This window comes from Eubacterium sp. AM05-23 (assembly GCF_003477535.1).
Classification (GTDB): Bacteria; Bacillota; Clostridia; order Eubacteriales; family Eubacteriaceae; genus Eubacterium; species Eubacterium maltosivorans.
The window spans coordinates 270,825-284,411 of sequence record NZ_QUDF01000004.1; the positions used below are offsets into that span (position 1 = coordinate 270,825).

General features: G+C 42.1%; 11 protein-coding genes and 1 pseudogene. 10 read left to right on the plus strand and 2 right to left on the minus strand.

Translation table 11 applies throughout. From position 1 onward, the window contains the following. Positions 1 to 16 precede the first annotated feature (16 nt). A complete protein-coding gene (locus DW091_RS07170; protein WP_074616149.1) occupies positions 17 to 1,213 on the minus strand; it encodes an aminotransferase class III-fold pyridoxal phosphate-dependent enzyme in 1,197 nt (398 codons plus the stop codon). Positions 1,214 to 1,352: 139 nt separating this feature from the next. Then, positions 1,353 to 1,568 (minus strand): DUF1858 domain-containing protein, encoded by a 216-nt coding sequence (locus DW091_RS07175; RefSeq protein WP_013379838.1) that lies wholly within the window; start codon positions 1,566 to 1,568, stop codon positions 1,353 to 1,355. A 169-nt stretch (positions 1,569 to 1,737) separates the two neighbouring features. Here DW091_RS07175 and DW091_RS07180 point away from each other — a divergent pair, with 169 nt between their 5' ends. The 10 genes and pseudogenes from DW091_RS07180 (at position 1,738) to DW091_RS07225 (ending at position 13,583) form a co-directional block, all read left to right on the plus strand. Then, a complete protein-coding gene (locus DW091_RS07180; protein WP_038354235.1) occupies positions 1,738 to 2,013 on the plus strand; it encodes an HPr family phosphocarrier protein in 276 nt (91 codons plus the stop codon). A gap of 106 nt (positions 2,014 to 2,119) precedes the next feature. Beyond that, positions 2,120 to 2,875, plus strand: coding sequence for an adenosylcobinamide-GDP ribazoletransferase (gene cobS, locus DW091_RS07185; protein WP_118517790.1), 756 nt, complete (start codon positions 2,120 to 2,122; stop codon positions 2,873 to 2,875). 5 nt (positions 2,876 to 2,880) lie between these two features. Beyond that, positions 2,881 to 4,785, plus strand: coding sequence for a YgiQ family radical SAM protein (locus DW091_RS07190; protein WP_224168758.1), 1,905 nt, complete (start codon positions 2,881 to 2,883; stop codon positions 4,783 to 4,785). After that, a complete protein-coding gene (locus tag DW091_RS07195; RefSeq protein ID WP_041690140.1) occupies positions 4,757 to 5,137 on the plus strand; it encodes a metal-dependent transcriptional regulator in 381 nt (126 codons plus the stop codon). Before DW091_RS07190 ends, DW091_RS07195 begins: the two co-directional genes overlap by 29 nt. Positions 5,138 to 5,236: 99 nt before the next feature. Then, the gene (rlmD, locus tag DW091_RS07200) at positions 5,237 to 6,574 is read left to right on the plus strand and encodes a 23S rRNA (uracil(1939)-C(5))-methyltransferase RlmD (protein WP_118517792.1); all 1,338 of its coding nucleotides are present in this window, start codon (positions 5,237 to 5,239) and stop codon (positions 6,572 to 6,574) included. Between the two features lie 191 nt (positions 6,575 to 6,765). Further along, a complete protein-coding gene (locus tag DW091_RS07205) occupies positions 6,766 to 8,424 on the plus strand; it encodes a hypothetical protein (protein WP_118517793.1) in 1,659 nt (552 codons plus the stop codon). 733 nt (positions 8,425 to 9,157) lie between these two features. Further along, on the plus strand, positions 9,158 to 9,733 hold the full coding sequence (locus DW091_RS07210; protein ID WP_224168759.1) for a recombinase family protein: 576 nt from the start codon (positions 9,158 to 9,160) through the stop codon (positions 9,731 to 9,733). Positions 9,734 to 9,744: 11 nt separating this feature from the next. Next, entirely contained in the window at positions 9,745 to 10,395 is a 651-nt protein-coding gene (locus DW091_RS07215) for a hypothetical protein (RefSeq protein ID WP_199678142.1), read from the plus strand. Beyond that, positions 10,394 to 11,013, plus strand: a pseudogene (locus DW091_RS07220) (KilA-N domain-containing protein); the annotation flags it as partial. The gene DW091_RS07215 and the pseudogene DW091_RS07220, both read left to right, overlap by 2 nt. A 503-nt stretch (positions 11,014 to 11,516) precedes the next feature. Then, a complete protein-coding gene (locus DW091_RS07225) occupies positions 11,517 to 13,583 on the plus strand; it encodes a DUF262 and DUF1524 domain-containing protein (protein WP_118517794.1) in 2,067 nt (688 codons plus the stop codon). The last annotated feature ends 4 nt before the right edge of the window (positions 13,584 to 13,587 follow it).

A 13,587-nucleotide genomic window follows, 5' to 3' on the forward strand; every position in this document is an offset into this window, starting at 1 on the left:
TTGTGCCGGGCTCTGATTATGCGGGCTGGTTAAAAAAGCGTTTGAAGTTTTCGACAATCTCATCAATGTTTTTTTCAGTAATGATGAGCGGCGGGTAGATCATCACAAACTGAGGAACCGCCGCGAATTTTTTTACAAGAATTCCCTTTTCCTTCATAAACTGCACAAAGCTGTCTGCGACCGATTCCTTTTTAAAATCAATGAACAGGATCAGCCCTTTGCCCTTAATGCTGAACTTCCGGCCGCAATTGGCCTCAAGGGCCCGCAGCTTACCCTGGAATCGGGTACCCAGCGCCTGGATCTTTTTCGACAAATTTGAGGATTCCATGAAGCCGAGGACAACCTTCAGCATGATATAATTGGGCACATCCTCCAGAACCACCCGGGATTCCTGAATGGCGAAAAGCTTGTTGATCCGCTTTGTCATGGACACAAAGTGTACGGAGCGGTGATTGTACAGGCTGCCGTTATAGACAAGCACATCGGGCTGGATGTCGTAGAGCTTATAGGAAAAAATCGGCCCGGTCCGGTAAAAACCAGCGGTGGAATCATCCCAGATAATGGGAATGTTAAACTTGGCGAGCAGATCCAGGACCGGCTCCAGCAGGTCTTTTTTCGCGATGGAGGCGTCACTTGTAATAATGGGGTTGATGATACAGCCCGCCAGCGCGCTCCGGTGCTTTTTAAGAATAAGCTTGATGGTTTTGAGCTCCGGAAAGACCGTATTTTTGATACCGTCGATGTTGACCTTTGGGTCGTCGGCGATGAGCTCCTCGAATGAATAAATCTGTCCGGCAAACTCTTCAGGGAAAAGCCCGGGGAGTTTTTCAAGACAGAGAAATTCCGTCTTGCCGCGTTTGGAGGACAATGCCTTGAGCAGACGCGGGTAAGGATTCTCAGAGCTAAAATAGGTTACGGCCAGCTTTTTAGGCAGGTGCGGCTTAAGCTGCGCGTCCAGATCACTCAGCAGAGACTCCAGATCCACAGGTTTATTTTCCCGTTGATAGTCCTTAACCATGGCGTTAATATCCCGGTTAATGGTGGGGTTATTATAACCGCAGCTCCAGAGCAGACTGTCTGTGTAAAAGCTGAGGTACATATTTTCATCGGTGTCGGTCAGAGTTTGAAGGCTTCCCTTGGAAATATCAACAATCCCGTCGAAGGAATCCGTCAATTCCGCATTAAACATTTTTTTGGTTTCGTTTTTACTCATGTTTACCTCCCTCTAAATAGAACTAACCTTATTTTCCCTTAAAACTAAGAAAATGACAAGTGATTTTAATAAATTCCGGAATAACCTGAAATAAAAAAGCAACGTCCTTAAAAGAACGTCGCTTTTCTTAAGAATTAAATTATTTGGTCGCATCAACAGCGTTTAACGCGTCGTTAATGGAACGAACCATTGCTTCCGGGTCAATGCCGTGGGCAAGACATCCCTGTTCAATATTTTCAAAACGGGCAGCCATGCAGCCAAAGCAATGCATTCCGTATGCCTGGAAAACCGGCACAGAATCAGGATATTTTTCAACGGCTTCTAAGATGCCCATATCTTTTGTTACTTTATCCATATTGTTCACCTCCAAATGGTTATTATAATCATACTATACCCCTATTATATAGTTTGAAAAAGATTTTGGCAAGAGTATAAAGAAAAAAGAAAGCCAATTACTTGAAAAAAATAAGAGGCCGTTGTATAATAGACATGATAGGGGAATTTTCTATAAAGGGGTGTATAATGTGATAACCGACAAAGTAGTGGTACAAAACCGTGCTGGACTCCACGCAAAGCCAGCATCCTTATTTGTACAAACGGCCAATAAGTTCAAGAGCGAAATTTACATCAGTAAAGGCTCAACACGTGTAAACGCTAAAAGCATTATGGGTGTAATGATTTTAGCTGTTCAAAAGGGCGATGAGATCGTAATCGAAGCCTCGGGCGATGATGAAAAGCTCGCGGTCGAAAAGTTAATAGAACTCATTAATAATAAATTCGGTCTGCCCGATGAATCTTAACAAAATGTAAACTAAGAAAAGTATGGATGGGTTCATTCATACTTTTCTTTTGTTAACGCGGCGTTACCGCGCTTTTTTACGATCTTATGACAACAAAGGAGTTTTTATGCGCAAAATACTGATCGCCATTTCCTTTTTTACCCGCTTTCCCATAAAGCTGAAGGATGTGAGCGAGGAAGAATTTTATGATTCAATGATTTTTATGCCGCTTGTGGGCCTTCTGGTTGGAGCGATCCTGTTCGCGGTCTCCTGGGTGTTATCCTATATTCATGTCATCCAGCTGCAGGCCCTCTTTACCATGATCGTCTATATCTGGATTACCGGCGGTCTGCATCTCGACGGCTTTGCCGATACAGTGGACGCCCTGTTCTCATCCAGAGACCATAAGAAAATGATGGAGATCATGAAGGACAGCCGCCTGGGTTCTTTTGGGGCCATTGGCCTGATCCTGCTGTTTCTGACCATCTGGTCCTGCTATACGGTCATTTTGCCGGAAAACCTGCTGATTCTGATCCTCATGCCAGTTATCGGCCGATACTGCGCCATACAGACCTGCTGCTTTTCAACCTACGCTGAGGGCGGCGGCGGACTGGGACGCCGGATTGTTGAGATGACCAAGCCTTGGCATGTGCTGCTCTACCTGGTGCTGATCCTGCCCTTTGCCTGGTTTGCCATTGGGCCGGTGGCCTTCTTTGCAGCGCTGGGAACCATGGTCATCGATTTAGGGCTCATGTTTTATTTACAGCGTAAAATCGGTGGCATCACCGGCGATACCATCGGCCTGACCATCGAACTGACCCAGACCATTTTTCTGGTGGTTCTGGCGGTTATTCAGGCGAATTGGATGATTCTGGCAGCGTGATGACCATGAAAAATCAATGTTTACCGACCAACCGGCAGGAAATGTGTGACCACGGCTGGCAAGAGGTTGACTTTGTCCTGGTCACAGGGGACGGCTATGTGGATCACCCCTCCTTTGGGGCGGCGGTGATCTCACGGGTGCTGGAAAGCCATGGCTACCGGGTGGGCATTATCGCCCAGCCCGACTGGCACAGCGCCGGGGCCTTTGAGGTCTTTGGCCGCCCGCGCCTCGGCTTTATGGTGACAGCCGGAAACCTTGATTCCATGGTCAGCCACTATACCGTCAATAAAAAGAGGCGGAAAAAAGATGTGTATACGCCGGGAGGCGCTGCCGGAAAAAGGCCCGACCGGGCCACCATTGTCTACTGCGGCAAAATACGGGAGACCTATAAGGATGTTCCGATTATCATTGGCGGAATCGAGGCCAGCCTGCGGCGTTTTGCCCATTACGACTACTGGCAGAACAAGGTGCGGCGCTCAATTCTCTTTGACAGCCGGGCCGATCTTCTGGTCTACGGCATGGGCGAAAAGGCCATTGTCGAGATTGCGGACAGCCTCAATGCCGGCATTCCGGTATCCGAATTAAACTACATTAAAGGTACAGCCTGTATCATTAAAGAAATGCTTTCGGATTGTGTGGAATTGCCGGGCTGCGAAGCGGTGACCGAGGATAAAAAGGCTTATGCCGAAGCGGCAAAAGTCATTCATGGGAGCAATGATCCTTTTAACCCAAGGCCATTTATCCAGGCGACCGGCAACCGGTACCTGTGCCAGAATCCGCCGCAGATGCCGCTGACTGAGGCAGAGATGGATGAAATCTACGGACTGCCCTATACTTTCCGCCAGTGCGAAAGCTCGCTGGGGGACGGTGTAATTCCGGGAATCGAGGAAATAAAATTCAGTATTACAGCCAACAGGGGCTGTTTTGGAAATTGTCATTTCTGTGCCCTTGCCATTCATCAGGGGCGGTATATCCAAAAGCGGAGCAAGGCCTCCATTGTGGCCGAAGCAAAACGCATGATTAAAGATCCGGATTTTAAGGGCTATATCCATGATATCGGCGGTCCAACCGCTAATTTCAGAAATCCGGCCTGTGAAAAGCAGAAAACAAAAGGCGTCTGCCCGCACAGGGAGTGCCTGTTTCCCAAGCCCTGTGAGAATCTGGACACGGACGAAAGTGAATATCTGGAGGTGCTGCGGGCAGTAAGGCAGCTGCCGGGCGTCAAGAAGGTATTTGTCCGCTCTGGCATTCGTTACGACTTTCTGCTGAAAGACAAAAATAAAAGCTTTTTTAAAGAACTGGTGAAATACCATGTCAGCGGACAGCTGCGGGTAGCACCAGAGCATGTGGCGGGGTCTGTGCTCCGCAGCATGGGAAAACCGGACTTCTCGGTTTACGAACGTTTTCACCGGGAATTTGTCCAGTATGATAAACAGTTCAAGACCAATCAATTTGTGGTTCCTTATTTTATAACCGGCCATCCAGGGTGCACCCTGAGCGACGCCATCACCCTGAGTGAGTACATCCGGGACCATGGCGCTGTGCCCGAGCAGGTGCAGGATTTCTATCCGACGCCGGGCAGCATCGCCACAGCCATGTATTATACAGGCTATAATCCCTTTACCATGGAGTCCATGCATATTCCAAAGGATAGGGAAAAGCTGATGCAGCGCGCGTTGATCCAGTACAATCGGCCAGAGAACTATAAGCTGGTTCACGAGGCTTTGATAAAGGCCGGCCGGAGAGACCTGATCGGCAGTCACAAAGGGGCGCTGATCCCCGAAAAACCCCGCGGCGCAAAAATGGCCAAGGGAAAGGCCCCAGAGAAAAAGCCAGGAACCAGAGGTAAAAATAAAAGAAAAAATGGTGGTAAAAATGGAAATGGAAAAAAAACTAACCGAATCAATTGAAGACTATATTGAAACCATATATTTGGATTTTTCGCAGGATAACCGGGGCGTCCGCATCACCGACCTTGCCCAGGCCATGGGGGTGAGCAAGGCCAGCGCCAACGACGCTGTCAAAAAGCTGAAATCCCTGGGTTATGTAGAGCATGAGCGCTATGGCCAGATCTATCTGACCGACAGCGGCGAGGCCATGGGCATCAAAATCTATGAAAAACACTGTATTATTACCAAGTTTTTAAACCAGGTTCTGGATGTCAGCCCTAAGGTGGCAGAAAACGACGCCTGCTGTATCGAGCATATCATCAGCGATGAAACCTTTGAAAAGATGAAAGCTTATCTGAAGGATAACGAATAAAAAAGACCGTGCCGTTCACCGAGAGCGGCGCGGTTTTTTATATGACAGACCAGGCATTTTCTGTTACAATAATCCTAACCGAGAAAGGAAAAGAAACCATTGAAGATAAAAGAGAAAATCACCATGGTGTTAGAGGATATTACCCACAGCGGCGAGGGCGTCGGCCGGATCGACAATATGATCGTATTTGTGGACGGCGGCGTGCCGGGCGACACAGTGGAAATTGAGATAACCGCCATCAAGAAGACCTATATGACCGGAAAGATTTTAAAATTGATTGCTCCCTCCGGGACACGGCAGGAGCCGCCGTGTCCCTATTTTGGGCGCTGCGGCGGCTGTCAGCTCCTGCAGGTGCAGTACGATGCTCAGCTTGCCATCAAGCATAAAATCGTCACCGACGCACTGGAAAGAATCGGCGGGATTAAGGACGTTCCGGTAAACGCCGTGATCGGCATGGAGGTGCCGTACCGCTACCGCAATAAAGCTCAGTTTAAAATCAGCGGTAAAGGCGTGGGCTTTTTCGCCAAGAGAAGCCATCAGATTGTCCCCATCGAAGACTGCCTGACCCAGCCTGAAAGCTGTGTACAGGTCATAGAAACCTTTAACGCGCTGCTGAAAGATGGCTGCTTTGAGCTTTACGACGAGCAGCAGCATACAGGCTTTTTGAGAGGAATTGTCCAGAGAACCAACGAGCAGGGCGAAAATATGATTGTGATCGTGGGAAACGGAAAAAAACTCAAGCATAAAGATAAAATCCTGCAAGCCATTACCGAGAGAATTCCAGATGTGCGTTCCATCTACCTGAATGTCAATACCACCAGAGGGAATGCCGTGCTGGGCAGAGAAAACCATCTGCTGCTGGGCACACCGCAGATCGAGGAACGCATCGGCGACCTGAGCTTTCTTATCTCGCCCAATTCCTTTTTCCAGGTCAATACCCGCCAGACAAAGGTGCTGTATGATCTGGTGAAAAGGATGGTCGCCTTAACCGGCACCGAAACACTTTTCGACCTTTATTGCGGCACAGGCACCATCGGCCTGTACCTGGCCCGTGAAGCCGCCCAGGTCTATGGCATCGAGATCGTGGAAAACGCCGTCCTTGACGCCCAGGAGAACGCCGAGCGCAATCAGATCGAAAATATCCGCTTTATCCAGGGAAAATCCGAAACTGAAGCCCCAAAACTGGCAGAAGAAGGCGTCCACCCCGATGTCATTGTCCTCGACCCGCCCAGAAAAGGCTGCGACCCCGCGCTCCTGGAAATGATCAAAAACCTGGCCGTCCCCAAAGTCGTCTACGTTTCCTGCAACCCCTCCACCCTGGCTCGCGACCTGAAAATACTGCGTGAGTATGGGTATCAGGTGCAGGAAGTTCAGCCAGTGGATTTATTTCCTGGGACGGGGCACGTTGAGGTTTGTGTCGAATTATGTCGAAAGTGACTATCTATAGTAAAAAATTTTTTCGTATGGAAAATCCGAGAAGAAAAAGTTATTCTGTTTGGAATATCGTGTAAATAACGGACGAAGAGTGAGTGAAAACAAAATAAGTGTAAAAGATACGCTTTATATTTTATGGTATTACACAGTTTATAGTAATAACGGATAAATACATGAAATGAAGGCGAGGTATTATGGATATTGAAGAGGTTCTAGTTTTAATAAATAAAATTGAAAAAATCGTGGGCACCTGTTTTTACGATGAAGATGAAGTCAATGAAGATACTGACATACTTGAATTGCATTTCGATGAGTATGGGGAATTAGGATTTGAGATTGATAAAGGTACTGGATTAGTGTCCGTATTTATGTCATTTAGTTACTATGATTTTAATAAAGAAGAATTTGAGCGCGGCTACTACGATACAGAGGATGTTGAAATTGAGACAAGAACAAAACTTCTTGAAAGCAGTAGTATATTATACTTCAAAGCACATTCTGTAAACTATATAGTATCTGTGTGGGATGATGGTTGTTATATGTGCCCGGGGTATGTTTCTCGAGTCGGGTTTTGTCAAGAAGAATATTCAGATGAAATGATGCAGGAGTTCTTGAGGCTATTCCAAAACTATTCATCAACTATTGCTTGCTTAAGCGATTTACAATTAAGACGATTTATTTTTAAGTGTATCTGTCATAATCATAACATTAAAGTAACTGGAGATACAAGGCTAACTATTGGATCAGCGTCAGTAATACTTAGTGATAACTCATTTGCTGACGGTAACATAGAGCATTATTATTTGGGGAAAGAAAAGTTTTTGTTTTCAGTATCGGGACAGCATTATGCAGCAGAAGCATGTCCAATTGAAGTGTTCATAGAAGCACAGGATATGTGCGAATTGTTTGAGGATATTTCTTTCTTTTTTGATAATCCTCCGTTATATGGTGCACCTACGCTCCAAGCAATTGGCACTCACATGGTATTAAGTATCAAAGCACATGCTGATATGCATTGCTTGTATTCACAAATTGAGGAATCAGTGGCACTTATGAGTCACAGTAGTATTATTCCATTTGCATCAGAGACATTTAGAAAAATATATTCCGAGGAATATGGAGGATTATTAGAAGCTTTTACTGGTGAGAATCCTTTGATTATTACCGAGGGTTCCACCGATTGGAAACATATGAAAAAGTACTGGTCACAATATATCAAACAATTTTACAAGGTTGATTTTTTTGAGTATGAGCCAGGAAATTCATCTAAAAGTGGAATGATAAAACAAGAAATGGGCAGTGCAGCGCTACTTGAAATGTGTAGAGCTTTCAGTAAAATGAAATTGGGTAAGATTTTTATTTTTATTGCAGACCGCGATGAACCGAAGATTGTAAAAGAAATGGGCAATGAGCCAAATCCTTATAAATATTGGGAAAATGGGGTGTATTCTTTAGTTCTACCTATTCCAGAGCATCGTATTTCAACACCCGAAATCTGCATTGAGCATTATTACTCAGATGTTGAAATCAAGACCTTTTATGTATGCTCCGACAAAAAAGAACGGAGACTGTTTTTAGGAAACGATTTTGATAAATATGGAAGAGATATCGAGCATGGATTACTGTGTGTTAAGCGGAGTCTTTGTGGTGCTGATAGCATAAAAGTAATAGATGGCTCGAGCGATACAAGGGTGATATCTATGGCTGAAAATAATGACATCAATTATGCTTTGAGCAAGCAAGAGTTTGCAGCTCGGTCAACGATAATAAAAAGCTCACCATCTTACAATGCGTTCTGTAGGTTATTTGAAATTATTCAAGAAATCATTCAAGATTCAAAACGAAAAAAATAATATCAAATAGCCTTAAGAGCACTCAATATGTACCATGTGCAAGCAATGTTAAATCTCAAGCAAGATTCTTGTTTTTTTAGAATCATTTAAAAGGCTATGCCCTGTTAGTTATTGACTGTAGTAAAGTGCAGCGTTTTTTCCATTATTCTTCAATATTGATACGAATGCCAGACTTGAATGGTTACTTTACGGAAGAGTTACGCAGTAGCCTTTCGTTCATTAATAAAATAAAAAAAAGAACTGTAGTAATTGTGCCTCAGACTGTGGCACAATTAGAATCCGATTATGCCGAGCAACACGGGCAAGTAGTTCTCTATCTGGAGATGCTAAGCCCCAAAAAATCTATGATATAATCTAAAAGAAGGACAAAGCTAAGGCTTAGAAAAGTAGCTAGAAGATCATTTTTGTAGGAATTATGTTGTTTCCACCAAGGCCGGATTACGTCTTTCAGGAATCTTTTTCACACACTCAACGCACGTTGAGAGTGTTGTGTTGATGTCACGGGTCGAAAAATAAAAGCCAAGGAATGGCTTGAAATAAGGGAATTTCCGTGATTTGAAGTTCGGGTTTTGGCTCTTGTATAATTGCTGAAAAGACTTTCCGGGAACATAGCTACTGCTGAATAATGTAGGGTTGAGTTGACAAGATGAAAACGGATAGGGTTGTGGAGATAGGATTGTTACTGTAAATGAGTTGAGTAGATGATATAATCAAAACAGGATGATTATCATTCTTGAAATGCAGAGCAGCTAAAGAGTTGGATACTGCAAATACAGACAGTGACTTGATGATTTCTATTATTGAATCGCTTGCGCAGGCGGAGAATGAATCCCGTAGTGAAAACATTAAGTGGGGAATCAAGCAAAGTGCGGTTTCTGGAAGATCGAAGCTGTATGACAGAAAATGTTATGGATATAAGCATGATACGGAGAGGCATCTGGTTATTGACGAGGAAACATCGAAGAATGTGAAGTTGATATTTGATTTGTATCTTAGCGGGCAGAGCGTTCTGGGTATCATCAAGGATTTGGAAAGAAGAAAAATACCATCGCCAACTGGAAAAGAAAAGTGGTGTAAAAGAACAATTGATGTCATGCTGAGCAATGAGAAATATACCGGTGATGTTCGCCTTTTGAAATCGAGGGAAAGCGAAACAAAGTATTTGTCAACAGATAATAACCCAGCGATGATATCAAAGAAAATTTTTGAGGCGGTGCAAATTGAGAAAAGAAAACGTAGTAATGTGATTAGGATAGAGAGTGGTAACCAGCGCAAAGATAGAAAATACAGTTCAAAAATGAAACTATAAATGGAGAAATAATGAGGTCAGAAGCAATAATAGCTGCACTTATTGGTGCGGGAATTACATTAGTCACAACGATATGTACATCACTTCTAAACTATAGAATTAAAAGAAATAGAATTCGTTATGATTATGAAACCAAAAAACAAGAGACAAAAATAGATAAATTAAACGAAATATATACAAAATTGATTGGAATAATTAATCTCTATCCTGACATATCACCAAATGATGTGCTGAACAGCGTTGAATATGCACCTAATTATTCAATGGAATGGTTTGATGCTGTTTTGAAAAGTTTAGATTATCAGATTGAGGATTATAGAAAACAGTTGCAAAATGAAAATAATAGTTTGGGGCGGAAAAGTGATATTGAAACGCAGATATCAAATAGAGAGTATTCAAAAGAAAAAATATCATGGATTCGTGATCAGTATATTAAAGCCAAAGAAGAGTATGATTTATTTTATGAATCAGATAAAGCAGTATTTGATCTTTATGCAGGGCAGAATGTACGAAATTCTCTTGTGGAATTTGAAGTCGTTATTCATAATGTGTTTATATCTGGACGAAGAGCAGGAGAAGCTGGAGACCCAATCAAGAATATTATTCAAGTATCTCGCAGAAATATTGTAAATAGCATGCGCGACGATATTGGAATAAGTTAAAAACCAAGCAGGACTTAATGCTTTTACGATGTCCCCATCTAAATGGATAAACAATGTTTCAGCGATAGGAATGTATCGAAAGCAGGACGTTATGGCGGAACATATGCACATTCCGATATTACCTTTGAATTTGCATCATGGATATCACCTGAATTTAAGTTATATATCATTAAGGATTACCAGAGAATAAAAACAGATGAAAATAGTCGATTGTCATTAAAATGGAACCTTAATAAGGAAAGATCAAAATTAAATTATCGTATTCATACAGATGCTATTAAGGAGAATCTTATTCCACGGGAATTAACGAAAGAGCAGATTGCTTATACATACGCGAATGAAGCAGATTTACTGAATGTTGCTTTATTTGGAATAACAGCAAAGCAATGGAGAGAAATGAATCCTGACAAAAAAGGGAACATGCGTGATGATGCGAATCTTAATCAATTACTGGTATTGTCAAACATGGAAAGTTATAATGCTGTATTGATTGAATAAGGAAAAAAACAGTCAGAGCGATTGGCATCGCTGCGTGACTTGGCGATTAAGCAGATGAAAAACATGGAATCTTTGACGATGACAGGATTGGCTATGCTTACAAAAAATGAAGATGAATAACGACGTTATTATTGATAGAATGCCCTTGCAAGCGAAAATAGCCTAATCAAACTTAGCTGACAAGATTGTTTGAAAAGTGCTTAAACACAGGGAACATTCTATAAACGTGTAGAAAAGCCTATCAATCACATGTGAAGACGGTGGTCCAGTTGGTTAGAAAAAATCTGGACATATATTGAGGTTACGTTTGATATGAATGAACTCGATTTGACGGCTTTGGAAGTAAAAGGGACCTAAGAGGAAATTAAGGATTATATCATGGAAAAGTATGGTCTGAAAGTCTTTTCAACGTATATTGTATAGGTAAAAAGAAGTATGAGATTTTAAAAGAGAAAATTTATAGTATTTCTAATTCCAAAGAATGGCCCGGTAATGTCTGATGTGGAAAGAAAAACGATCCCTTTTTATAAAGAATCAATTTACAACATAGAGGCCCAGACTGTATCAATGGTTGCTGAGTGTACTACTTCATACGAAAAAGAATAATAGGGGAGATTGCCAAGATGGATGCGGCAAAAGGAAATATATATGCAATATTGAATGGAAACAAACAGTTTTTGATTCCTGTCTATCAGCGTTACTATAGTTGGGACCTAGAACAGTGCAAACGGCTGTGGGATGATATTGTAGAAATGCAAAAGAAGAACAAAGCAGGCCATTTTGTAGGTTCGATTGTTAATATTGCGGAACAGGCTATGCCTACTGGCGTTCAGAAGTTTATGATTATCGATGGACAGCAGCGAATGACGACGTTGGCTTTGCTGCTGATTTCTTTAAGAGATTATGCAATGGAACATCCAGAAGATACTACAATAAATTTTCGGCGCATTAATAGTATGTTGTTAAAAAACGAGTATGAAATTGGCGATGAGCAGTACAAATTGTTATTGACAGAGACTGACCGCGCTATGCTGATAGGTTTGGTAGAAAGAAATCTAATTCAAATCACAAGCTCATCACGGATATTGGAAAATTATCAATTCTTTTCAGATCGTATTGCAGATATGGAATTGAAACCGGCAGAAATTTATGAATCTATCGGAAAACTCCAGATTGTAAACATTACTCTTGATCGTGCGGTGGATGATGCACAGGCCATTTTCGAAAGCCTGAATTCCACAGGTAAAGAGCTGTCAGAGTCTGATTTGATTCGAAATTATGTTTTGATGGGATTGGAAACCAGTGAGCAGAATTATGTGTATACGCATCAGTGGAGGCCTATGGAGTTGCTTTTTGATTATGAAAAGCAGGATTCGATCATGGATAAATTTTTCCGTGATTATCTGACCATGAAATTAACACGCATTCCAAAGATTAACTGCGTCTATGAGGAATTTAAAGCATATCATTTAAATTGTGAGTTTGCCTCCGTTCGTGAATTGTGTGAGGATTTGCTGACTTATGCGAAATATTATACAGATATGATTTTTAGACGTAGTTTAAATCCGAATGTCAAAGCATTGTATACGGATATCCATGCTTTGAGAATGGATGTTGCATATCCATTTCTATTGAAAGTACATAGCGATTGTGCAGAAGGAGCCATTACTGAGGAGAACCTGATTGAAATCATGAAAATGTGCATCAGTTATGTTTTCCGCAGAAGTATTTGTGATATTCCGACCAATTCACTGAACAAGACCTTTGCAACTCTGCGCAATAAAATTCGTACAGATGATTATGTAAACTCTATTAAAGCATTCTTCATATTAAGGGACGATTACAAGGAGTTTCCTGATGACGACAAGTTTGGAAAAGCCTTTGTTACAAAGGATATTTATAATATGCGCTCCAGAAACTTTATCTTGAGTCATTTGGAGAATTTCGGGAACAAAGCTCCAATTATTATAGAAAATTATACAATCGAGCATATTATGCCGCAGAGTAATAATCTAAGGGATGATTGGAAAACAATGCTCGGACCAAACTGGCGTGAAATACAAAAAACTTATCTTCACACAATTGGTAATCTTACGCTCACCGCTTATAATTCCGAAATGAGCGATAGTCCGTTTATGATAAAAATGGAGATGGAGGGTGGATTTAAGGAGAGTGCGCTTCGTTTGAATGCTTATCTTGTTAAACTTACAGAGTGGAATGAACAGCGCATTAAAGAACGCGCAGCTTTATTAAATAATAAAGCGAAACAGATATGGCAATACCCAGATTTAAAACCAGAAGAATTAGCTCCATACCAGGTAGAAGAAAAGCCTACGCAGCGTTACACATTAGAATCCTACAACATTAACGCCTTTACAAAAATGCTATTTGAAATGCTTGACCGACGTATTATGAATTTGTCACCGGACGTAAAGAGAGAGTTTAAAAAGCTTTATATCGCCTATAAACTGGACACAAACTTTACAGATATCGTAGTGCAGAAACAGCGCTTGCGTATTTCGTTAAATATGAAATACCCAGAAATAATCGACCCTAAAGGAGTGTGCAGAGATATCACAGGTATTGGCCGGTGGGGCAATGGTGATGTTGAGTTATTTTTTGAACATACATCTGAAATAGATGATGTGATGGAATTAATTGAGCAGTCTTATCGAATGCAGGCTGATTAAAAGC

Coding starts and splice junctions, on each gene's coding strand:
- DW091_RS07190 (WP_224168758.1), top strand. CDS start 2,881: ATGAAAAATCAATGTTTACCGACCAACCGGCAGGAAATGTGTGACCAC.
- DW091_RS07175 (WP_013379838.1), bottom strand. CDS start 1,568: ATGGATAAAGTAACAAAAGATATGGGCATCTTAGAAGCCGTTGAAAAA.
- DW091_RS07195 (WP_041690140.1), top strand. CDS start 4,757: ATGGAAAAAAAACTAACCGAATCAATTGAAGACTATATTGAAACCATA.
- DW091_RS07215 (WP_199678142.1), top strand. CDS start 9,745: ATGAGGTCAGAAGCAATAATAGCTGCACTTATTGGTGCGGGAATTACA.
- DW091_RS07170 (WP_074616149.1), bottom strand. CDS start 1,213: ATGAGTAAAAACGAAACCAAAAAAATGTTTAATGCGGAATTGACGGAT.
- DW091_RS07225 (WP_118517794.1), top strand. CDS start 11,517: ATGGATGCGGCAAAAGGAAATATATATGCAATATTGAATGGAAACAAA.
- DW091_RS07205 (WP_118517793.1), top strand. CDS start 6,766: ATGGATATTGAAGAGGTTCTAGTTTTAATAAATAAAATTGAAAAAATC.
- cobS (WP_118517790.1), top strand. CDS start 2,120: ATGCGCAAAATACTGATCGCCATTTCCTTTTTTACCCGCTTTCCCATA.